Below are 22,846 nucleotides of genomic sequence, written 5' to 3' on the forward strand. Positions count from 1 at the left end.
CGAGTTAATGTAAGCGTCAACATATATTTTTGAATTTAAAAAATATTTTTTTACAAGTCTAATGTCATCAAAACGGTCTCATTTTACTTTAGAGGACATTTAAATCGAAAAAGTCAGATAGTCTCAATGTCCTATCTGATTTGATTATTATCTTATTTTTTCTTTGCTTTTTTCTTTGCGGCATTTTTAAATGCTTCTTCTTGCTTTTGATATTGTTTCTTATTCACAGCTTTCAGTTTCATTTTTTCATTGTTTTTCCAAATCGGTAACTCTATATAGGAAGCCTCTACATCAGATGACCCTATCATCTTAGACAAGCCACACTTTATTTTTGGTGTGGGATATACCCAAAAGTTTTTAAAACCTGTGGTTCCAACTGCTTGATATTTTTCTTTTTTCAATGGCTTACTTTTCTTCCCTGTGGCTTTGGAGATTGTAATAGCCCCTGAAAAATCCCCTTCAAAAACGGCTTCTTCGATATCAAGGAAAATTTGATATGAATTGTTTTTTGCAGTATACAGATAGCCGTAGGCTTTATTTAAATTATCTGTGTATTTCCCTATGATCTCATAGTAACGGTCTTCTGCTGTATCCACGTACTCATCATAGCGCTTATCAATGGCTTTGTTGTATTCCTTCAATTTCTTCTCATCAACAGCTTGATAGCGTTTACTTTTCTTTGCTCCTTGCTTTTTGACCATGAGATCTTTTCCAGAAAAATAGATGTCATATACGATTGTTTTCTTCTTTTGTTGGACTTTAAGTTTGTATCCTTTTTTGGTGGTTTTCCCCGTTAGTTTGTATTTTGTTTTCACCATAAAAGGTTCAATTGGATCAACCTTAACACCCTTACCGTTTAGGTAACCCGTGACCTTGCCTTTCTTTTCAGTCACCTTTAGCCAACTGACATTGTCCTTTGTTTTATAGGCATATGCATAAGATTGATTCAGTGATTCTTTTTTAGCAGATGCTTTGTTTCCTCCAAAACTTCCAACACCAATCAATAGTGTAACAATCATGAACAATATTCCTATGTTCCTCAACTTCATTTGTACACCCTCCATTCTTTTATGAATAGATGCGCAAGCACGTTACACATCAAGTATATATTACCATATTTATGATTTATCTCCTGTATTTCAAAAATATAAATCTATCAATTATTATTTTCTTGCTTTTTATTCATTTCAAATTTATTATATATCTAATTGATATATCTTTTAGATAGGTGTGCTGATATGAAAAAATACAATGATACGACGTATGCGATTTTAGGTATTTTAACGACAGATTGTAAGTCTGGTTACGAAGTGAAGCAATTAATTGATAAGAGCTTGCATCATTTTTGGAAAATTAGTTATGGACAAATTTATCCAGCTTTAAAGTTAATAGTCGAGGAAGGGCTTGCTGAGGTTTCACCTGCTTCTTCGTCAGGCCGCTCCGACAAGCGGGAATATCATCTGACTGAAAAAGGGCTGGAGACGTTAAGAGAGTGGCTGGCAAAGCCTCTCGATCAGTTACCAACAGAACGAAATGAAGTGTTATTAAAGTTATTCTTCGGTCAATATCTTTCGATTGAGAAAAAACTGGTGCTTCTACAGGATTATGAAAGACAGCTTCGTATCCGTTATGAGACCTATGTTTCGATTGAAGAAAACATTCAAGAGCTTTATCCAGATGAAGCAGATGCGAAGTATTGGCTGTTTACTTTAGATTACGGAAAAAGAGTGGCTCAAGCAGGAATTGATTGGTGCGTGGAAACATCCCAATTGATGAAGAAGGAAGGGTAAATGAATGAAAAAAGACATACGTGCTGGCAGGTTTACAACAGAGAATTCTGACTCGATTGTTGTGTTTATTATCGGCATGCGGATCAACAAACGCTGGGCGGTTCATCAATGGATGCCTGTGTTCATGGCGATGCCTGGCATGATCAGAGAGCTGTATACCCATCAAGATGAGCTTGGTTTCCTCGGGACAGAGAATTACTTTGGCTTACGTACGACAGCGATGATCCAATATTGGAAATCAACAGATGACCTTCTGGCTTATGCGAAGATGGAAAAACATTTGGCTGCGTGGAAGAACTTCCATCAGAGGGCTCAGAACAATGACGCAGTGGGTATTTATCATGAAACGTATCAAATTCAAGCCGGCTCGTATGAATCCGTCTATGTGAATATGCCTTCCTATGGACTGAGCCAAGCGAGAGCGCCTATTCCAATTGGTAAAGGAAAACAAACAGCGAAAGAACGGCTGAAAACAACAAATTCCTAGAGAGCGAATCTCTAGGAATTTCTTTTTGCAACGGTCACAAAATGTTTTAATATGCGGGCTGTTAATCCCCAAATGGTGTAGTTTTCATAATCATAAAACCATTCCTCTATCGAACGACTCCCCCAGCGGTACTTCTCACCATTCATGATTTTTTCATAAGGGAAATCCTCAGCAGGTGTTGGCTGAACGGATACATGATGTAAGTACGGCTCATATTGACTTAGCCATGATAGAGGCACGGTAAAGGTCTCTTCTACTTCTTCTTGATTGAAGGAGTGTTTCACTTTTTGTTCATCAATGATCCCGACATATGGATAGACCACGAAGGATGGAGACGCAATGTAAGGACTAAGCTGTCCAAGAATCTCCACCGATTCTGGCGGAATCCCCAGCTCTTCATGTGTTTCTCGCAATGCAGCTTCCTGTGCTGTTTCGCTGCCGTCGAGTTTGCCACCAGGGAAGCTAATATCACCCGGCTGTTTTCTCATGATGAGCGATCGCACCTCAAATAAAATATGCCATTCTCCGTTTACTTGCACCAAAGGGACAAGGACTGCAGCTTTGAACGCTGTTTCTTCTCCAATAAATAACGGTTGAGATTGATGTAAGTCATTTTTTAATTGGTCAATGAACACGGGCATCACCTATTTTCTGTTTCTCTTTCTTTTAGCGTATCATGGTTCATCTTTTGAAGAAAGATGATCTTTCTGACAATTATTTTTATCAATTTGACAACTTTATTTGTCAAATTGAATAATATGCTTTACAATCAAAGAAAGATTCAGATCAAAATTGAGGTGACAGAATGAAAAATCGATTAAAAGAGCTTCGTGCGCGTGATGGTTTGAACCAAACTGAGCTTGCCAATCGTGCAAAAGTTTCTCGTCAGACCATCAGCTTAATGGAACGCGATGAATTAATGCCGTCTCTCTTGCTCGCTGTTAAGCTTTCACGAATTTTTCAGGAACCCATTGAACGTATTTTTCTATTCGAGGAGGATGAACTATCATGAAAACTATATACAAAATGCTTTTAGGTGCTCTCCTTGGCTTTCTCGGCGCTTACTGTCTGCTGGCTGCCGAATTTGAAATGACCCTTCTTGATATTGCATTTGAAGCGACTCTTGTCATCAGTGGCTTGACGATTGTATTGATTGTTTATTGTTTTTCAGGGATTTCACGTATGAAGAAAAGAGTATCACTTTCGGTATCTGGAGATGAAGAGGATGAACTCGAAGCAAAACAGTATCGCACCTTTACTGATTTGACTTTAGCCAATACGGTGAGTACCATTTTGTCCATTATTGCCATCGGTATGGCCATCGTCATCGAGCAGCCTATTTGGCTGATTCTCGTCAATGTTGCTTTATTTATCGTCACCATTATCAGTTCTTACGTAGCTATATCCGTTCTAAAGCTTGTCTACCCTAATCGCAACCTACCAAGCCCTTCTGACAAAGATTATGGTAAAAAGCTGCTCGCTATTTCGGACGAAGGTGAAAAACATGTGATGCTTGGCGGACTGTTTCATACGTATCAATTGATGAATACCCTATTGATCGGTGCCATGTTTATTCTGATTGTGTATTCCCTTGGCGCCAATCACTCTCAGCTCTTCTCAATCATAGTGATTGGACTTGTTTTAATCATTTTGAATGCAAATTATATGTTCAGGATTAGAAATCGTTAAATGAACAAAAGCACAGCCTACTGGAAAGGCTGTGCTTTTTCTGTCCATTATGACGCACGGCGTTTCTTTCGGGCATAAATCAATAATAAGAATCCAAACCAAATCGGTGTTAACAAGAGCGCCGGACGTGTTGCATCCGCAAACAGCATGATCACAAGAATGGCAGCAAAAAGGACAAGAACACAAATGTTCACAAAAGGTGTGAACGGCGCTTTAAAGGTAGATACTGCATGCAGTTCAGGCTTTGTTTTTTTATATTTCAAATGGCAAATTAAAATAATACTCCATACCCAAATGAAACAAATGGCACTGATGGTTGTGACAATACCAAAGGCTTGTTCCGGAATCAGCTTGCTTAAGAGAGCACCGACCGATACCACAATCGTTGAAACGAATAGTGCATTACTTGGAACAGCGTGCTTGTTCAGGCGGCCAAAGGAAGATGGGCCCTGTTTTTGATGACTGAGATTATACAAAATTCGGCTCGTCGAGAACATACCGCTATTACAAGCAGAAGCCGCAGACGTCAAGACAACAAAATTAATGAGTCCCGCTGCTACTGGAATTCCAATCAGCCCAAAGGTTTTCACAAAAGGACTTTCTGATGCACTGAGCTCAGTCCATGGGTTGATACATAGTAAGACAAAAATGGCGCCCACATAGAAAAATAGAATTCTTAATGGAATTTTATTAATCGCAGACGGGATGTTTTTTTGTGGATTGGCTGTTTCTGCTGCGGACACACCGACCAGTTCCACTCCCACATACGCAAAGATGACCATTTGGAATGACAGTAAGAAGCCTGCGACACCATGCGGGAATAGTCCGCCGTGTGACCAAAGATTCGTTACCGTCACCGGTCCTGTATCTGTTTGAAAACCAATGATTAAAAGGACAATTCCAACGCCGATCAATAATAGAATCGTAATCACTTTAATAAGTGCAAACCAGAATTCCATTTCTCCGAAAAGCTTCACCGTTAATAAATTAAACCCTAGTAAAATCAACAAACAAATGATAGCAGGAATCCATTGCGGGATGTCAAACCAATACTGCACATACACTCCGACAGCAATAACATCCGCCATCGCGGTCATAATCCAGCAAAACCAATACGTCCACCCTGTCACAAAGGATGCCCACGGACCAAGGTAATCCTCTGCAATATCGGTTAATGACTGATAGCCTGTCTTCGATAAGAGCAATTCACCAAGTGCCCTCATGACAAAAAAGATCGCCATTCCGACAATTAAATAAGCAAAAATGATCGATGGACCTGCCAATTGAATGGCCTTTCCAGAGCCTAAAAACAGCCCAGTTCCAATGGTTCCGCCAATTGCAATCAACTGAACATGGCGGTTTGATAAATCTCGTTTCAATTCTTGTTGTTCCAATGCTAACGCCCTCCTACGACACGATCTTATACTGAAATAATGAACTCTCAAAAAGTCCATAAAAAAAGAGATTGGATGCGCTCCAATCTCACGGTCATAAAAGAATAGCAAAATAGAGAAAAGCAATACACGGCATCATCCATGCATTACAAATACAATATTTCGTACTCTTCTGTCCTTTTGCCTGAGATTGTGAACCCTTCGGCGCCGCACATACATGCGGTCTCTCCAGAAGCTGCTCCTGCCATAGTGTGACCCACAGCAATCATAGCCTTCATTATTTAATTAAAATGTTGCTATTTCTGAATAATTTCATATTTTACGCCTCTAAAAGAAAGCTGTCAATGGAAATCTTTTATGATTGACGGTGGCAGTCATATAACTTCACTTCATCAATCCCCCTTGATTCATGTATAATAAATCAAAAGATGTTCGCCCCGTTTGATGGAGAAATCCCTCTTATCAAGAACAAAGTTAGGCAATCCATGGAAGTTGGTGAAAACAAATGAAAAAAATGAACAAACAGCGTGTCACATTACAGGAAGTCGCCAAGCATGCCGGTGTTTCGACTTCAACGGCATCACTTGTTGTTCGAAATAATCCTAGAATCTCTGAAGCCACTCGAAAAAAAGTACTGCAATCCATGGAGGACTTAGGATACGTATACGACCGCGTTGCTGCCAACATGCGGTCAAAAAGCTCAAATATCGTTGGTGTGATTGTCACGGATATTTCTAACACCTTTATTTCTGAGTTTTTAATTGGCGTGCAAACCACGCTTGAATCACTAGGCTATACTGTTTTACTTGGTACGACCTTTGACAGTGTCGATAAACAGGAGCGGCTCATTTCCACAATGGTAGAGCACCGAGTGGGCGGGATTATTTTAAACCCAGCTTCAAAAAGCTCTGCACGAACGGTCAAACAATTAAATCAAATTCGCACCCCAAAAGTACTGGCAAATCGTGAATTATCAGATGTGCAATGTGACTATGTCGGTGTTGATTATGAACAAGGTGCTTGGATGGCGGTTCATCATCTTCTTCAAAAGGGGCATCGGCGTATCGCCTTCTTAGGCGGCATCAAGACCTCATCGACTTGGATTGAGCGGATGAAAGGTTTCAAAAAAGCCCATGATGAGGCAAACCTAACAATTGATGAATCTCTTATTATTGATATGGTACCTACTCGTGAAGGCGGGAAAGAAGCCCTTACCCAAGTCATCGACCAGACCGATCCCCCTACTGCTATTTTTTGTTTTAGTGACTTGGTCGCATTTGGGGTCATTCAAGAACTGTCAGCACGGGACATTAAGCCTGGTGAAGATATCGATGTGGTTGGATTCGATAATGTTCCTGAAGCGGAGATGTACCATCCGCCGCTCACCACAGTTTCCTCCTTCCCCCGATCCATCGGGGTCAAAGCAGCGAACCTTTTATATCATAAAATGAACGAACAGGATGAAGAGCTGCAACGATTGATCTTAAAGCCTCAACTTCATATTAGAGAAACCTCTTCATCATCATGAAAAGGGAGAATTGCGTACAGCAATTCTCTTTTTTTATTGATCAAGTCAACTATTTCTTTGTTTCATTTTTCTTTTTTTAAATCACAAAGTCATAAACTTGACACATTTAAAACACAGGAGTATATTTATCTCGTTGCTTCTTTTAGTATATCGTTATACCTATTTCTTCATATCGTTATTTCTATCAAAAAACAGTTGAAATTGGTTTTTTATGATTCTGATCAAATCATGAAGTTTCACTTTCTAATCAAGACTGTTAAAATTTTTTACATTTTAGTAGAACGATGTACTTGATTGAAGAAGAGATGAATATTCATTAATTTACTCATCAATCACACAAGGGGTGTTGTGATGGACTTATGTACATGTAAGGAAATAATCAAGATTATACAAAGAATTTGACCCTAAAGGGGTTTCAAATATAGGAGTGGGAACATGAAAAATCCTTATATTAAATCGTCTGTTGGCATGTATTTAAACTACTTCATGCTCGGCATGATCAATATTATTGTAGCTTCCAACATGGACAGCTTATCTGAACGCTACCATGTGGATATTCCGAAAATCAGCTTGCTTGTATCGGCGATCGGAATTGGTAAACTGGTTGCTCTCTTTTTCTCAGGCCGGTTAGCCGACCGCTGGGGACGTAAGCCTGTCATTATTACAGGAAACTTTCTTTACTTATTATTCTTAATCGGTATTCCAACGACAACGAGTTATACACTAGCATTTATCTTTGCGATTTCTGCTGGGATTGCAAACTCGTTACTTGATTCGGGAACATATCCTGCTTTGACAGAATCGTTTCCTAAAAAGGCAAGTTCAGCTTCTGTTTTAGTCAAGGCGTCCGTTTCAATTGGAGCGACTGTTCTTCCATTTATCCTGGCATTCCTTATTGCACATGACATCTTCTGGGGCTGGGCGTTCTTTGGACTAGGGCTTCTTTATTTACTTGTTGGGATTTACTTAATCTTTATGCCGTTCCCGAACCATAAGCAAGTCTCTTCACAAGGTGACCTTCCAGTACAGGAACAAATGAAGGAAGAACCTAAAATGCTTGGTGAAGGCTTAGCTGTTGTACTCATGGGGTTCACGTCGACTGCATTGTTTGTCGTATGGCAGACATGGCTTCCGCAGCTCGGGTTAAAATTAATCGGACTTGGCACAGAACAAGCCACACAGCTTCTATCTTATTTTAGTATCGGTGCACTGGTGTCTGTTCTCTTGCTGTCGATCGTCTTAGATAAATTCATTTCACCTATTATGGTGGCAATTATTTATCCGATTGGAGCATTCCTTGCGATGCTTTCATTATTTCAAATCGAAACATACAGCATTGTGATTGTCAGCACCTTTTTCTTAGGGCTATTTACAGCGGGAATCTTCCAGCTGGCGATGAGTATCATGATGAAACTATTCCCGACAAACAAAGCAACGGCTTCATCCTACGTCAACATTGCGGCAAGCTCCGCGTTTATTCTCGTGCCGCTCATTACAAGTGGGTTGGTCAGCACGTACGATATTAAAATGACGTTATTTTTCGATATGATCATTGCGGTTATGAGCGTATTGCTAGCGGTCTTTGTTCTTGGACGCATGAAAAAATTATTTAGATAATTAAAGGAGATGTCAATCATGACAAACATACATGAACGAAATATTGATGGGAAAACAAAATTAGTCGGTCTTCTTGCTACACCAATCGGGCACAGCCTTTCACCACGGATGCATAACCTTGGCTATACACTAACAGGGATCAACTATGCTTACCTCGCATTTGAAGTAGGGAATGATGAACTAGAAGCAGCCGTATACGGTATGAAAGCAATGGGTGCTGCTGGATTTAACGTCTCTATGCCGAACAAAATGAAAGTATTAGATTACTTAGATGAACTAGACGATTCTGCAAGATACACACGTGCAAGCAACACCGTTGTGAACAAGGATGGCAAGCTGATTGGCTACAACACAGATGGTCTTGGCTACGTGAGAAACTTGATTGAGCATGGCGTTGAATTAGCTGGACAAAAGGTCACACTCGTTGGCTCTGGCGGTGCCGCTACTCCGATTGCGATTCAGCTTGCACAATCTGGTATTCGTGAAATTAGTATTTTCGCTCGCAATGATCAATATTTTGTTCAAGCTGAAGAAAATGTGACGTACATCAACGAAGAAATGAAATCATTTGGTGTCAAAGCGAACATTTTCCCACTTGAAGACAAAGACGCGTTCCGTCGTGAAGTAGCTGAAAGTGCGATCTTAGCAAACGGGACAAGCCTTGGCATGAAACCATTAGATGAGCTCAGCATTATTGACGATACACTTGATGTATTACGCAAAGACTTAATCGTGACAGATGTCGTCTACAACCCGCAAAAAACAAAACTTCTTGCGCAAGCAGAAGCAGCTGGTGCCAAAACGATTAACGGTCTTGGCATGATGCTATGGCAAGGTGCCCTTGCTTACAAACTCTTTACTGGTGAAGATATGCCAGTTGATCAAGTGAAACAGATTCTTTTTGAAAACGACCGTTTCTAAACAAAAGAAAGACGACTTCCTAAGCGGAGGTCGTCTTTTTTTTAATCATGTACCATGATTTGGCGGTATCGATACAGGATATACAGTGCGCCGATAATGGCCGCAACAGCCACCACTGCATCGAACATAAAGATTTGTAAAATGGACGAGTGACTCTGAATTAAGCCTGTTACGACCGGGATGACGATAGCCGAAACGCCGCCCGCTGTGGAAATAATTCCTGTCATCGTCCCTTTGTTTTTCCAGAAGAATTCAGCCATCACAGTTAACGTCAGCTGAAAGACTCCTGCTGTTGAAAATCCCAATACAAAAGCATTGACGGTTCCTATGACTGGGGATTTCACGACCAAGAGTACACAAATAGAAACTAGTGTAATGATTGGATAGATCAGCAGCACAGTGACCGGACGGACAAAACGGCGCAACAGAAATGCGAGCATCACGACAGACAGCAGCCCGCCCATGCTATAGTAACTGAGCAGTTTCACAGCACTGCCCGATGTCATCCCCAATATGGCCTCACCATACGTCGGAAGCCAAATTTGCGGCAAGGCGTACAGCCCATTTGACGTAAAGCTGATCACAATGAGTGCGATCCCTTCTCTCCAAAATGTAGGCTCTGTCGAGAAGCGCGGAAGTCCGTCATGCTCCGTTACCTGGACTTGCTCCACCTTGCGATGATTCGGAAATGGCAAGGTCCACAGCATCAAGACATTCACAAGATAGATCAGAGCAGGAACAAAAAATGCCATTCCATAAAACAAATCATGCTCTGCTAAAAAGAAAATCGCCAGTGGCAAAATGGTTGCCCCAATCGAGATAAAGGCCTTCACCATCACATTCGCAGATCCCGAGTTTTGCGGAAAAGCCTCCATTAATGCAGGATACGTTCCTGCATCCATTGCCGAATTTGCGACCCCTGCCAAAATCGCAAACGCAAACGCGATTTGATAATTTGGAGACAACGGAATTCCGATCAGGAACACTGCCATCAGCACACCCGAAACCAAAATGACCGGCTTACGCCCAAAACGATCTGACAGCACGCCCGATAGACCATACGTAAGCACCCTGCCAATGCCAAGCGCCGAAATCATATAACTAATTCCTGCACTATTGGTATCTAACTGTTTGATTAAAAATGGCATATTGGAAGCCAAAATTATATTGACCATACCTAATAAAAAGTAATTAATATATAGACTAGAAGCCGTTCTCACATACGGATTCCTCATCCTGACACACCCCTCAACACCATCGCAATGAAGTGATCGCTTATAAGATCTCATATGTGAGAAAGAACAGCTTTGCAGCCTTCACGTTCATACATCTCATCATGTCATGCAGCTCACCGCTTACATGCCCTTCATGTATCAAGCATTTCTTCAATTTTTCACTGCTCTTATTTTATATGAATGTGAAAGGTAATGATAGTGAATTGCTTAAATTTGAGAGAAAATCATCGATCAAGCGTATGACTCCATCGTTAGAAAAAAAGAGTGGCTAATTCCACTCCCTAAAAGATGTGTCAACTCTATTCATCGTTAATTATTATAACCCCCAAATACTTAGCTCATAATAATATTCCGTTCGCTCTATGCATAAACCAAAACGAAAATCCTCTGCGACTAAAAGAAAATCACCATATCCAGTTGAAAATTTGGTCTGCTCAAGAAGCTGATTTAAATGACTAAACACTTCACCCACATTCACTAAAAGGGCTTCAATTTCATGATCTCGAAAAAATAGTAATCTGCCTTGTGTAGGTGTTATTTTTACCTTTTTAACCATTTCCTTTAACATTTGTTCAGACTTCTCAATATGCTCTCGGTAGTGGTTTCCATGTATTTGAACTTTCTCTTCTCTTGATTGAAGGAAAGTAAAAACCTTTTAACAAAACAATTGATTTTCTTCGATATCTAAAAATGTATTTTCTGGAAGTGTCATATAGCTTAACTCGTTTATTAAATGCTTTCTTCTGCTTTTTCTTTTTAAGGTTTCGATTTTGGAGTTTCTGTTGTTATTCATAGAGATCACCATTTTAGGGTTACCTTACTTTTTGTATTCAAACATCTTAAGATCTCTAATTAAACAAAAGCACTTGTAGCCTAAAGGACTAATCAAGTGCCTGAATCATTATTCTAATCGTCAATATGATATTTAATCTTCGGATATTTCTGGTATTTTCTCTTTCCAAATTAACAACAGCCTTATGAATTCTTTTGTTTCAATTTTATTTTCATGAGGTTCTTCAATTCTATAATGATGTTCAACGATTGTCTCTTCTCTTTTGATACTTGCACTGGTAGCATTCAATGTAATTTCAAAGTTTTCATAAACTCCATCTATAACATTTTGAATATATCCTATATACTCATCCACTTCTTCTGTTGAAATATCTTGGATAAAATCTGAGAAAATACTTATTTCTTCTGGGAGTATTATTGCTAAGTCAGTCACCAAATTGATCTTCCTTAAATTCATATGAAGGGTTTATAGTGACTAATTTATACAGTCCAACTTGTCATCTGTTTCAAAGCCACAAAAATTAATCTTCATTTATTTGCTCATCCACTTCTTCTAGATACCTTTCTGTATCTAAATAAGATTCAATAAGATTATCTAAAAATTCAACACTAACCTCTCGACTATCTTCATAAATATGCATTTTAGCTCCAGCTTTTTCTAGTAAACTTATAATGTTTTTCATCTCTTTCAATTCATCAATATCTAATAAATTATATGATAAAATAAAATCATTTTTATTTATTGCTTCTTTTATTTCAGAAATACTTTTATCTGTATGTTTTCTTAGAATCGAGATATATTTGATTTGATCATCATCTTTCTCTATTCGCATTTTCATTTTAGGCATTTAGTTTCTCCTCCATAGATTAGAAATCGTCAATAGGTTTAATTCTTTCTCCAGGTAGACTATTCTTCCAATTACCTCCATGCCAACCATTAAAATGTTCATTTGGTGTAGCTGGATATATAATTTCGCCTTTGTTCGCTAAATGTGGATATTGTGATGCACTGTAAGAATGGTGACCTTGCACAGTTTTTCCATCTACTTTAGGCTTCTTACCATTTAGAATATCATTTAATTGCTGCTTATCCCAGTTTCTGGTTGGATCCTCTTTATTCAAAATCCTTTGACGTTCCTGATACCAAAACTCATTCACACCAGTGTTTCTATGTTTGGCAAACTTTTTATTCCATTTATAATTTTCATATTCTAATTTCGTAATCGTCCTATTCTCAAATTTGTCTTTCAGCTCTTTCATCTTCTTAGTGCTTAACTGCTTTCTTTGTATAGGGTGCTTCCTTAAATCTAATCCTTTGGTTCTTTCTGCTATTATTTTCTCAGCAACTTTTTGTTCTCCGATCCTCAGACTACCATTGATGCTCTTTTTACTAAACGGCAAAAGCATTCCAAGTGCCGCATTCATACTCGCTTCCTGCTGTTCTTTTGAGATCTTATTCCCAAACATATCACGCCCCGTAATCGCTTCGCTGAAGCCGTTTGTGGCGGTGAGGCCATATAAGCCTTTTTGAGATGTTTTTAAGGCGTCAAAGGATTTTTGCGAAGTCTTGTAGATGTCGACTGCTCTGACTGCGGCTGAGGTGGCTTGAGTTGTTTTATAAACAGCTTTTCCGCCTTTGAAAATGCGTCCTGCCCAGCCGACGATAGGGATGTAGCCTGCCGCTGCCATGCCGCCTGCGGCGACGCGCTGTCCTGCGGTAAGTTCTTCACCTGTGATCGGGTCAACACCTGTAGCTGCACGTTTTGCATCGTTCACGCCTGTCAATTCATTGACGATATTTCCGCCATAATCGAGTGCTTTTTCATACCAAGGGCGGTTGGCGAGTGCTTCTTGTTCCTTTGCGATCTCGCGGGCTTTCTGTTGTTCTTTTTTAATGTTGAGATATTCGGAAGTTTGCTTCTCAATATCGCTTTTTGCCTTGTAGATTTCGCTATTTTGATACGCTTTCTTGTCAAAATTCATCGGAGAAATTGCTTTTCCGTCATTTGTAGCATTGATCATTTCAGCGTACAATGCCATTGTAGCTTGCTGCTCCGTTTCTGACAAAGCATATTCATCTTTTAAATTTTGATCAAGCTCTCTTAGGTCTTTCACTGTCTTTTTTCGCTCGTCTTCCGTATCTGCAATTTTTTCATCAAAGGTTTGACTATCAAATACTTCTAGAGAAATGAGGTCGTCGATGTCTTGAAAAATCGTTTTAAGCGCCTTTTTTTGATCCTTCACAATGCTTTTGGCATTTTTGATGCCCATATGTACAGCGTTGTCTAAAAAGTGTTCTTCTACAAAGGTGTCGCCGCCAAAGTTTGTATCATCTAGTGTCCCAGAAACACCTTCATGAAAGGCTTTTTGCTTATCAATGAAACTGATAAACATATCTACATTTCCAGCCAGTTCTTTATAGAAGCTTTTAATGTTATCGGCACCTTTTCCAGTGAAGTCGTCACCAAGATTAGAAACACCTTGTAATGCTTTTTTTAAATCTACCAATTGTTCGCGGAGTTCCTGGTAGTGTTTTGCCCTTGCATCCATGGCACTTGTTAGTGCTTTTGCATCAAGTATCTTCCCCAGAAGAAGTCACTCCTTCCATTATTGATCATAAAGTCTATTTTACCGTGTCCACCAAAACGGAAAAATAGGTTAATTGACATAAAAAACGGAATAGACTCTCTATTTAACGGGCTAAATAAAATAAGCTAAACAAAGCACTTTGCTCTGTCTAGCCATACATCCGTTTTATTTATAATCATTGACAGGTCCTTTATCCATCAATACCTCAATTTCATTAGAAGACTTCATTTTTAATTTAGGTCTCCGCTCAGAGTTTGGTTTGCTGTAAAGCTCAAGTGGGCGGATAATCACACCATCATTTGTATTTTGAAGCATACCTGGCACACAAGAATAAATACGATCATTGTCATTGGCATGTTTGGCATGAATCGTCACAGACGTTCCTTGATGATTATCGATACTCATAGATACTCTATATCTATAAAAAGAACCTGTTCCGTTTGATTGAGCAGAATAAACAACCGGAACGACAGCAAGGATATCGTCATTTAACCGTAGTTTAATAACTTCTGTTTTCATTGATTCATGGTCTCTACCGACATCTCCCATATGCTCAACAGCTCCGTTGTCGTAACTTTTGAGAGCAGGAATTTCTTTCGCACCAAACATAGCCACATCTACTTGCTTTCCTGACTTTGTGTAGACCAATGCATAAATATCATAATCGGTGCCAGACTCCCAAGATACTGTAGCTGTGATCTCAGGCGTTTTCTCGATTATGATCGGTTTATGACCTTTATCTAGACTAATTTTACCTTGAACTTTCTCTAAACTGATAGGTGCAGCGACTTTCTCTTTAGCCGTTGTCTTCGTTTGAGCAGGGTCTTCAATTGGTTGTTTTTCAGGAGCCATTTGAGGTGTAGAAATATCCTGTTCATCAGGTTCAACCTCCACACCATAAAGCTTGCATAGCCCTTCCAGTCCAGAATCGAAGCCACGCCAGATTGAGCGTGCTTTCGTGTCACCATTTCTTATATATAGCTCTACTACGACAATGCCCTTTTCATTTGTAAAGCTTACTGGTGTTAGATAAAGCACCTCGTCACCTGTTCGAATTTCTGCTTGTAAATGCTTCACTTGAGAAAAGCCCGATCCTTGATCTTCTGTTAGTGTAATAGCCATCTTTGTGATTCCAGCAGGCACTTTGCTCATATCAAAATTTAATTGATGCCTTTTCAACTGACCTGATACCTCTGCTGGTAAAAGTGTCGCGACACCCGTGGCACTCTCTGGTTGATTGTAAAAAATAATGCCATGATCTCCTTGAACCATATCTGAATCTGTTAAAAGAAACGCCGTTAAAGAAATATCAATTGCAGATGATACTTCATAGCTGATGGATACCTGCCCCTTTGGAGAGTTTAGTACGGTATTGGCTCCCATTTGCAGAGTGTGATTCATTTCAACAACTCCTATTCTTCATCTACCATTTAACGTTTTTATAGATCAATTATACCAAATCATGTAATGAAACCTATTCATATCTTTATCTCTTTTCAACCTCTGCTGCGATATGAGACAATGCTACCTAAAAACAAATCACTCTCGAAAGGAGAATCAATGTGTATAAAAGAATCATTCCTGCTGTTATGGTGATATTCGGCCTTTGGATTCTTCTTCAAATATCCTTGAACATGAAGATCTTTCACAACCCAATGAACTATTTTGTCGCCATTACCCTCTTTTTTCTTTGTATTCAGGCATTAATAAAACTTAAACGATAAAAAATCACTCAGGCACATACACTTTTTTCAAAGGTAATAAAGATCTTGTCTCTGTGGGCATATTCTCATACCAATGTACAATCAGATTGACGAGTTCTTCTAAGTCCAATAGATGAACTTCATTATGCTTCGCAACAGCTTTTGCATGAGAGGTAAATCCGCCAGTAGAAACAAATAAACTATTTGCATTCATCGGGTTGGCTCCTAATAATTGCTGCACTTCTGGTGCACTGGCTGAATTTTTTCGATGCTTGACTTGTACTTTAATAATAGGCTTTTCAAATCCAAATGCATCTTTATAAGCTAATACATCTACACCGCCGTCAGGACCTTTTGGACTCACACGAACATTGTATGACATAGCTTGCAGTAAGCCCCCGACTAAGTCTTGCATCTTCCACGGATCCAATTTATCCACCTTATCTGCAATCATCACAGTTGCTTTGCTGACTAAATCTTCAATAATTTCATCTTCTTCGGTTTCATCTTCGGGTGCTGGTATAGAAGTAGGGTTTTTAAGTAGGTGTTCAATTTCTTTCCCCCAATCATCTACACGAAAAACAGTTGATATAGAACCGAGGCTGTTTTTAGCTGATTGGCTGAGAGAATCTCGTTTCACTGCAATTGGTTCCCAGTTGACTTGAATATGATTTGGATACATTTTATCCCCTGCTGCTTCATCAAAAAAATGTGGAGCAGTCACCGTACCAACTCGATATTCACGGCTTTCTTTTATGTATGTAATAATTCGATCTCCCTTTTGAATTTCTCTACTAAACCTCCATACCTGACTAACCCAGCTTCTTCTCGTAAAAGGTTTATTTTCGGCGTATATGACATCAGCTCGAGCATTCATCTCTTGCTTTGTTTGATATTGTTTTGGATTACCTAATTTCGGCCAACCGATTGATGCTAACCCTTTCTCTTCCCACATCGGAATTAAATCATTCTGGTCGCCTGCACGAACCATCCACCATTTCGTCATTTACGATCTCTCCCATTCCACTCTTCTTCTTTCTTACTAAATTATAAGACTTATATCTAGTGAACAAAAGGATATACACACCAATTTTTCCGAAAGAGTGCAAAAACCCGAACAAGCATATACCACGCTCATCCGGGCTTCTATTTTTTCTTTATTACACTTCTTCACCATTCGTGGCAATGACGTTTTGGTACCAAGAAAACGAATCTTTTTTGAGTCTCTTCATTGAGCCGTTGCCTTCGTTGTCGCGGTCAACATAGATCATGCCGTAGCGTTTTTTCATTTCACCTGTTGTGAATGACACGATGTCAATGATCCCCCAAGGTGTGTAGCCAATAAGGTCAACACCGTCGTATTCGATGGCTTTTTTCAGTGCTTCGATATGAGAAGCGAGATATTGGATTCGTTCTGGGTCATGAATGGAACCGTCTTCCTCCACTTGATCAATGGCACCAAATCCATTCTCTACAATGAAGAGGGGGATTTGATAACGATCGTAAAAACGATTCAACGTATATCTTAAGCCTGTCGGGTCAATGGACCAGCCCCAGTCACTTGATTTGATATAAGGATTGTCTACACCATGCGGAAGGGCTCCGTTGACAATGTCTCCGTCGTTATCAGACACTGCATCACTTTTAACTGTTGTCGACATGTAGTAGCTAAAGCCAAGATAATCTACTTTGCCTTTTCTTAAGCTTTCTTCATCGCCTTCTTCAAACGGAATATGATAGCCCTCGCGTTCGAATTCTTTCAGTGCATAGCTCGGATAGTAGCCCCGAACTTGTACATCTGGGAAGAAATAGCGTTGTCTCATATATTCTTCAGCAAGCATGACATCCTCTGGATTTGAGGAATACGGATAGATTGGTACGTGAGATACCATTGCACCAATTTGAAAAGCAGGATTGATTTCTTTGCCTTTTGCTACTGCCCATGCACTTGCTAGTAATTCATGATGTCCTGCTTGATACATGATTTCTTTGGCATTTTCGCCTTCTTTGACTGATACCCCTGAGTTTGTCCATAGGAACAGCGGGTTGTTGACATCCATTTTGTTATTGATTTCATTAAATGTCATCCAGTATGTGACTTTGTCCTTGTAACGATTGAAGCACACTTCAGCGAATTTTGCGAAGTATTCAGCGACTTTTCGGCTTCTGAATCCGCCATATTCTCTTGCCAAATGAAGCGGCATCTCAAAGTGAGACAGTGTAATCACAGGCTCGATGCCATGCTTGAGCAGTTCATCAAATACATCATCATAGAATTGTAAACCAGCTTCATTCGGTTCTGCTTCATCTCCCTTTGGAAAAATTCGGGTCCAGCCGATCGATGTACGCAGGCATTTTAACCCCATTTCGGCAAACATCGCGATATCTTCCTTGTAACGATGGTAGAAATCGATTGCTTCATGGTTCGGATAAAATTTGCTGTCTTCTATCGTCTCCGTAATTTGTCTCGGTACTCCGTGGGCACCAGCTGTCATTACATCCACAACACTTGGGCCTTTTCCTGCTTCATTCCATCCACCTTCGAATTGATGTGCAGCTAATGCTCCGCCCCATAGAAAATCTTTTGGTAATGTCATTATATATTCCTCCTATTTCACAATTGTGATCATGACGTCCGTTGGCTGACATGTCGATAGTTGTTCTACGATCACATCTTCGTACGCTTGTGTATTGGTGATGATGACCGGTGTGACTGTTTTTAATCCTTTGCTTTCAATGGCTTCTTGATCAAATGTCATCAACAAGTCACCCTTCTTCACCTTGTCACCTTCTTTGATCTTGAGTGTAAACGCTGAGCCATCTAGAGAAACCGTATCAATTCCTACATGAACAAGTAACTCCACACCAAATTCTGAACGAAGTCCAATGGCATGCTTTGTTGGTGCAAGCATGACGACGCTGCCGTCAAACGGTGCATACAGCTTATTATCTGTCGGTTCAATCGCAAACCCTTTGCCCATCGCCCCAGAGCTAAATACGGCATCTGGTACTTCAGATAATGCGAGTACTTTTCCAGCAAGTGGTGCAGTGATTGTTTCTTCATTGTTCATCGAAGCATTCTTATTTTCTTCATCTTTGACTGGTGTTGTACTTGCCGTCTGTTCTACTGTATCTTCCCCATAACCAAACATTTGAATGAGCACAACTGGTAAAATCAGCGCAATTGCGACACCAATTAAGATACCGATGATCGATGTTGGATAATCTGCACTAATTCCGTTCACAATTGTCAGCGGACCAGGCAAGCCTGCATACGCAAAGTAATAAGGCGTAAAGAAGCTGGCAACAATGGCACCGGCTGCTCCAGAAATACATCCGAAAATAAATGGCTTTTTAAAACGTAAGGTAACACCGTAAATCGCTGGCTCGGTAATTCCGAAGAGTCCCGTAATTCCAGCTGACACTCCGACTTTCCGAGTTTCGCGGTTTCTTGCTTTTAAAATAACCCCTAACACTGCGCCGACCTGAGCGATAACAGCGATGGTTTGATATGCCTGGAAGGAGTCCCGTCCGTACTGTTCAAAGTTGGCGAGCACCATTGGCGTGATGCCCCAGTGAACGCCGAAAATGACAAGCACTTGCCAGAACCCACCGATAATGGCGCCTGCTAAAGCCGGTACATTTTCCGCCAAGATATTGTATCCGTTTGCAATCCCATTTGCACCTGCTGTTGAAAGAGGTCCAATTAATAGAATGGTTAACGGAACCATGACGACCATACAGAGAAATGGCACAAATAACGGTTTGACAACCTCGTGAATCCGTTTGTTTAAAAATCTCTCTACATATGAAAGAATCCACACTAAGAACAGCGGAGGCAAAACGGATGACGTATAAACAGTTTCAGATAACGCAATCCCTAAAAAGGTAACGCCTTCACCTGAAGCTACACGTCCAGCAATTTCTGTCCAAGCCGGACTAACAAGCGCTGCTGTACACGCTACGGCGATATACATATTTGTTTTAAAATGCTTGGCTGCTGTGATGGCAATAAAGATTGGTAAGAACGTAAACGGCGCCCAGGAAATAAAGCTAAAGACTTCATACGTTCCCGTTTTCGAAAAGCTTGGAAATAACAAATTAATGAGGATAAGTGCACCTTGCAAAATACCAGCTGCGGCCAAAATATACACAAAAGGTGCAAATACAGCGGACATGGTCGCAATGACACGGTTCAGTATCGTTCCTTTGTTTTCATTAGGCTGGTCATCATCCGACGTTTGAAGCTGAACAAGGCTTGAAAAATGCTCGTATACCTCACCAACATGCTGGCCGATGACGACCTGAAATTGACCGCCGTTTTCCACCACGGTAATGACGCCAGGCATCGCATTGACTGCTTCCTTGGCCTTTGGATTCGAACGTTTCAGTACCAAACGCAGACGCGTGGCGCATCTTGCGGCACTCACCACATTTTCTTCTCCGCCAACTGCCTCTAAGATGTTTTCTGCAAGCTTTTGATAATCCCTCACTTTTGACATATAACCCTCCCTTTATCACTACTAGTATATGTACATTATAATTATACCGGTACAATTTATCAATACATATATAATTTCATTTAACATATCAAAGAAAAATCGGTATGTGCTATAATCAAAGACAATAAATCGTGAAAACAAAGAGGAATGGCTATGTTAAAGTATCAACAAATTGCGAGCGATATTGAAAAATATATTGTCACCCATGAGCTGCAGCAAGGGGACAAACTCCCTGTACTCGAAACCCTCATGAGCCAATTTGCAGTGAGCAAAAGCACCATTATCAAATCATTAGACTTACTCGAAAGAAAAGGAATTATCTATCAAGTGAGGGGCAGCGGCATCTTTGTTCGAAGACACAGGCGCAAGGGCTACATCAGCCTTTTATCCAACCAAGGGTTTAAAAAAGATTTAGAGGAATTTCAACTGACTTCTGAGGTTTTAATGCTAGACACCATCAAACCGCCCGAAGAAGCAGCGCTTAATTTGAATATTGAACAAGATGAGGATGTTTTTTACCTCAAACGCATCCGTTACATCAATGGACAAACCTTATGTCTAGAAGAATCCTATTACCGAAAAACCATCATTCCCTATCTAAACACAGAAATTGCCGCTGATTCTGTTTTTAAATTTATCAGTGAAGGCCTTGGACTCAAAGTCGGCTTTTCCGATATGTACTTGCAAGTAGGCAAACTGAATGAAACCGAAGCAAAACACCTCGGCCTTAACCAAGACGATCCCGCTCTCCGCGTCGAAACCGTCTTTCATCTCACAAACGGCCAGCCTTTCGACTTCTCGAAAATCACATATAACTACATGCAATCCCAGTTTTTTATTCAGGCGAATAATTATTATGGGTGATGGATGGAAAAAGCCTCCTGAGACATTCAGGAGGCTTTTTTACGATTTACCTTTCAACCTTTAAACATTCCCTCCTTCTTTCTTGAGAAGAAAGGCCATCAATCGCCACATCACCATAATAAATGTCTATGTGACCTCCTTTGCCAATTAGAGCAACTGGAAAAGCATGCTGTTCTTGCAGGCACTTTTCGAACTCATCTGGATGAATCTCTACTTCAATTTCATGTCCAATGAAAGCATATTCAAACGTCAGCGTATGATAAAGATCCACAAGACAGCGTATGATCCCCTGTTGAAGACGAATGACATTATGAGAAACAACATCTGTCCACTTTAAAGAGATAACGAACCCTACGTAACCTGCTTCTTTTTGTATGTTGATCGTCATATCATTTAGCTTCGATCCCGATAATTCAAACTCCATATAATACCCTGAAAAGTCATCGTCTTTAATGATACTCTCTTTTATACTGTGTTCAATCCACATTTCGCCATCAGGGTCCTGACTAAACTTTACTTTGGTAATAGACATTTCTTTTTGAGCTAGATAATCAGACAATTGGCGAAAAGTATTTGGTAAATGAATGGCCTCATAAAAAACGATGCCAATATTGATGTATCCACCTATAGCTATCATGCATCCCTCGCTTTATTTTTTCTTTCATTATATTTTACTCAAACCTGTATTCTGAGAAAACTCATCCCCTTACATGAACACCTCCGATTTAAAGTATCAAAAAGATTCATTTTACGAATGCATTGATCAAACTTATGATAAACGTAACAAGATTCTATAGGAGGATTCATTATATGAGAGACATTAGAGTGTACCATGTCGATGCATTTACAACTGAGAAATTTGGAGGAAATGCTGCTGGGGTCGTGTTGGATGGTGATCTTTTAACGGAAGATGAGATGCAGAATATCGCCAAAGAGTTGAATTTACCGGAATCTGTCTTCTTGCTGCCTGCACATGATAAAGAAGCAGATTATCGGGTCAAATACTTCACACCGACAGATGAGGTCAATTTCTGTGGGCATGCGACTGTTGGATTGACTTGGCTTTTGGCGACGGAGCTTGGGCTAGCAAAAGAGAAAACAGGAGTCGTGTTAGAAACGAAGATTGGCAATGTTCCTGTTGTGTGGCACGAAGAAAATGACAAAGTCATCGATGTGGAAATGACGCAGGTGGCGCCGAAAACGCGAGATTTTATGATCGATTTAGAAGAGCTTAGTGACATGCTTGGTATCAGCAGTGACCGCATTGATCCATCTTATCCTATCAAATTAGCAAACACCGGAAACTGGCATCTTCTCGTTCCGATGAAGCACCAGAAAGACATCGATCAAGCAGCACCGAACTTAGCGGCTTTAGGGAAAATGAATAAAGAGCAGAATATCACGACGACTCACCTTTATACATTTCATACCACAAAAGAATGTGATCTTTACACGAGAGATTTTGCACCTGGAATTGGGATACCCGAAGATCCGGTAACGGGGGCGGCAAACGGAGCATTGGCTGGCTATCTTTATTTAGAGGGTATCATTTCTCAGCAAGAAATCACTCATCTGAACATTGCCCAAGGGGATGCTATCGGCAGACCTGGCATACTTCGTATCACGGTCATTCCGAATGAATCAAAGCCTGTGATCAAAGTGGCAGGCGCGGCGGTTATCACTATTCGCGGCGTGTTGACCTTATAAACCATCAGCTTGAATGGGAGACATCTCG

The 22,846-nt window shown here is 40.2% G+C and carries 22 protein-coding genes, 1 pseudogene and 1 riboswitch; of the genes and pseudogenes, 10 read left to right on the plus strand and 13 right to left on the minus strand.

The window, feature by feature from the left end:
* Nucleotides 1-152: 152 nt before the first annotated feature.
* Entirely contained in the window at nucleotides 153-1,049 is an 897-nt protein-coding gene (locus MKY83_RS19095; RefSeq protein WP_065099189.1) for a hypothetical protein, read from the minus strand.
* Nucleotides 1,050-1,238: 189 nt separating this feature from the next.
* Here MKY83_RS19095 and MKY83_RS19100 point away from each other — a divergent pair, with 189 nt between their 5' ends.
* Together MKY83_RS19100 and MKY83_RS19105 are read left to right on the plus strand one after the other, a co-directional pair.
* On the plus strand, nucleotides 1,239-1,790 hold the full coding sequence (locus tag MKY83_RS19100; protein WP_113767940.1) for a PadR family transcriptional regulator: 552 nt from the start codon (nucleotides 1,239-1,241) through the stop codon (nucleotides 1,788-1,790).
* Nucleotides 1,791-1,794: 4 nt separating this feature from the next.
* Nucleotides 1,795-2,277 carry a DUF4188 domain-containing protein gene (locus MKY83_RS19105; RefSeq protein ID WP_106029400.1) on the plus strand — a complete coding sequence of 161 codons (483 nt, stop codon included), beginning with the start codon at nucleotides 1,795-1,797 and terminating at the stop codon, nucleotides 2,275-2,277.
* 11 nt (nucleotides 2,278-2,288) lie between these two features.
* Here MKY83_RS19105 and MKY83_RS19110 read toward each other — a convergent pair whose 3' ends face one another.
* Nucleotides 2,289-2,912, minus strand: a complete 624-nt coding sequence (locus tag MKY83_RS19110) for a CoA pyrophosphatase (protein WP_003214959.1) — start codon at nucleotides 2,910-2,912, stop codon at nucleotides 2,289-2,291.
* A 170-nt stretch (nucleotides 2,913-3,082) separates the two neighbouring features.
* On the opposite strand from MKY83_RS19110, the gene MKY83_RS19115 reads away from it, so the two are divergent.
* Nucleotides 3,083-3,289 (plus strand): helix-turn-helix transcriptional regulator, encoded by a 207-nt coding sequence (locus MKY83_RS19115; protein ID WP_012011842.1) that lies wholly within the window; start codon nucleotides 3,083-3,085, stop codon nucleotides 3,287-3,289.
* Nucleotides 3,286-3,966, plus strand: coding sequence for a DUF3169 family protein (locus MKY83_RS19120; RefSeq protein WP_113767943.1), 681 nt, complete (start codon nucleotides 3,286-3,288; stop codon nucleotides 3,964-3,966). The genes MKY83_RS19115 and MKY83_RS19120 overlap by 4 nt, the downstream gene beginning before the upstream one ends.
* Nucleotides 3,967-4,013: 47 nt before the next feature.
* Here the strand turns inward: MKY83_RS19120 and MKY83_RS19125 are convergent, their stop codons facing one another.
* Nucleotides 4,014-5,360 (minus strand): amino acid permease, encoded by a 1,347-nt coding sequence (locus MKY83_RS19125; RefSeq protein WP_342487595.1) that lies wholly within the window; start codon nucleotides 5,358-5,360, stop codon nucleotides 4,014-4,016.
* A gap of 162 nt (nucleotides 5,361-5,522) precedes the next feature.
* Nucleotides 5,523-5,602, minus strand: a riboswitch (glycine riboswitch).
* Nucleotides 5,603-5,865: 263 nt separating this feature from the next.
* Between MKY83_RS19125 and MKY83_RS19130 the strand changes: the two genes are divergently transcribed.
* The 3 genes from MKY83_RS19130 to MKY83_RS19140 all read left to right on the plus strand — a co-directional run bounded on the left by MKY83_RS19130 (nucleotide 5,866) and on the right by MKY83_RS19140 (nucleotide 9,426).
* A complete protein-coding gene (locus MKY83_RS19130; protein WP_126741027.1) occupies nucleotides 5,866-6,888 on the plus strand; it encodes a LacI family DNA-binding transcriptional regulator in 1,023 nt (340 codons plus the stop codon).
* Between the two features lie 435 nt (nucleotides 6,889-7,323).
* The gene (locus MKY83_RS19135) at nucleotides 7,324-8,505 is read left to right on the plus strand and encodes an MFS transporter (RefSeq protein ID WP_003215105.1); all 1,182 of its coding nucleotides are present in this window, start codon (nucleotides 7,324-7,326) and stop codon (nucleotides 8,503-8,505) included.
* Between the two features lie 18 nt (nucleotides 8,506-8,523).
* Nucleotides 8,524-9,426 (plus strand): quinate/shikimate dehydrogenase, encoded by a 903-nt coding sequence (locus MKY83_RS19140; RefSeq protein ID WP_342487596.1) that lies wholly within the window; start codon nucleotides 8,524-8,526, stop codon nucleotides 9,424-9,426.
* Nucleotides 9,427-9,467: 41 nt separating this feature from the next.
* On the opposite strand, the gene MKY83_RS19145 is transcribed toward MKY83_RS19140, so the two are convergent.
* From MKY83_RS19145 to MKY83_RS19170, 6 genes and pseudogenes are all read right to left on the minus strand, one after another.
* On the minus strand, nucleotides 9,468-10,661 hold the full coding sequence (locus tag MKY83_RS19145) for an MFS transporter (protein WP_113767946.1): 1,194 nt from the start codon (nucleotides 10,659-10,661) through the stop codon (nucleotides 9,468-9,470).
* Nucleotides 10,662-10,977: 316 nt separating this feature from the next.
* The gene (locus tag MKY83_RS19150; protein ID WP_278177277.1) at nucleotides 10,978-11,229 is read right to left on the minus strand and encodes a hypothetical protein; all 252 of its coding nucleotides are present in this window, start codon (nucleotides 11,227-11,229) and stop codon (nucleotides 10,978-10,980) included.
* 357 nt (nucleotides 11,230-11,586) lie between these two features.
* Nucleotides 11,587-11,923 (minus strand): annotated as a pseudogene (locus tag MKY83_RS19155) (tRNA-Val4).
* Nucleotides 11,924-11,974: 51 nt separating this feature from the next.
* Complete coding sequence (locus MKY83_RS19160; protein WP_003215251.1) at nucleotides 11,975-12,301, minus strand: hypothetical protein; 327 nt, start codon at nucleotides 12,299-12,301, stop codon at nucleotides 11,975-11,977.
* 19 nt (nucleotides 12,302-12,320) lie between these two features.
* On the minus strand, nucleotides 12,321-14,042 hold the full coding sequence (locus MKY83_RS19165; protein WP_265208745.1) for a T7SS effector LXG polymorphic toxin: 1,722 nt from the start codon (nucleotides 14,040-14,042) through the stop codon (nucleotides 12,321-12,323).
* 165 nt (nucleotides 14,043-14,207) lie between these two features.
* Nucleotides 14,208-15,443 (minus strand): TerD family protein, encoded by a 1,236-nt coding sequence (locus MKY83_RS19170; protein WP_065097623.1) that lies wholly within the window; start codon nucleotides 15,441-15,443, stop codon nucleotides 14,208-14,210.
* Between the two features lie 161 nt (nucleotides 15,444-15,604).
* On the opposite strand from MKY83_RS19170, the gene MKY83_RS19175 reads away from it, so the two are divergent.
* Nucleotides 15,605-15,766: a hypothetical protein gene (locus MKY83_RS19175; protein ID WP_223250661.1), complete on the plus strand. Its 162-nt coding sequence runs from the start codon at nucleotides 15,605-15,607 to the stop codon at nucleotides 15,764-15,766.
* 4 nt (nucleotides 15,767-15,770) lie between these two features.
* Here the strand turns inward: MKY83_RS19175 and MKY83_RS19180 are convergent, their stop codons facing one another.
* The 3 genes from MKY83_RS19180 to MKY83_RS19190 all read right to left on the minus strand — a co-directional run bounded on the left by MKY83_RS19180 (nucleotide 15,771) and on the right by MKY83_RS19190 (nucleotide 20,247).
* Nucleotides 15,771-16,751, minus strand: a complete 981-nt coding sequence (locus MKY83_RS19180; protein ID WP_113767947.1) for a restriction endonuclease — start codon at nucleotides 16,749-16,751, stop codon at nucleotides 15,771-15,773.
* A gap of 154 nt (nucleotides 16,752-16,905) precedes the next feature.
* Entirely contained in the window at nucleotides 16,906-18,345 is a 1,440-nt protein-coding gene (bglA, locus tag MKY83_RS19185) for a 6-phospho-beta-glucosidase BglA (protein ID WP_342488698.1), read from the minus strand.
* A 9-nt stretch (nucleotides 18,346-18,354) separates the two neighbouring features.
* Complete coding sequence (locus MKY83_RS19190; RefSeq protein WP_342487598.1) at nucleotides 18,355-20,247, minus strand: beta-glucoside-specific PTS transporter subunit IIABC; 1,893 nt, start codon at nucleotides 20,245-20,247, stop codon at nucleotides 18,355-18,357.
* A gap of 153 nt (nucleotides 20,248-20,400) precedes the next feature.
* Here MKY83_RS19190 and MKY83_RS19195 point away from each other — a divergent pair, with 153 nt between their 5' ends.
* Complete coding sequence (locus MKY83_RS19195) at nucleotides 20,401-21,111, plus strand: GntR family transcriptional regulator (protein WP_113767949.1); 711 nt, start codon at nucleotides 20,401-20,403, stop codon at nucleotides 21,109-21,111.
* A 46-nt stretch (nucleotides 21,112-21,157) separates the two neighbouring features.
* On the opposite strand, the gene MKY83_RS19200 is transcribed toward MKY83_RS19195, so the two are convergent.
* Nucleotides 21,158-21,748, minus strand: coding sequence for an Imm64 family immunity protein (locus tag MKY83_RS19200; RefSeq protein WP_106042848.1), 591 nt, complete (start codon nucleotides 21,746-21,748; stop codon nucleotides 21,158-21,160).
* A 173-nt stretch (nucleotides 21,749-21,921) separates the two neighbouring features.
* Here MKY83_RS19200 and MKY83_RS19205 point away from each other — a divergent pair, with 173 nt between their 5' ends.
* The gene (locus tag MKY83_RS19205; RefSeq protein ID WP_265208666.1) at nucleotides 21,922-22,818 is read left to right on the plus strand and encodes a PhzF family phenazine biosynthesis protein; all 897 of its coding nucleotides are present in this window, start codon (nucleotides 21,922-21,924) and stop codon (nucleotides 22,816-22,818) included.
* The last annotated feature ends 28 nt before the right edge of the window (nucleotides 22,819-22,846 follow it).

Source organism: Bacillus sp. FSL M8-0266, assembly GCF_038613425.1.
GTDB classification, from domain to species: Bacteria; Bacillota; Bacilli; order Bacillales; family Bacillaceae; genus Bacillus; species Bacillus pumilus.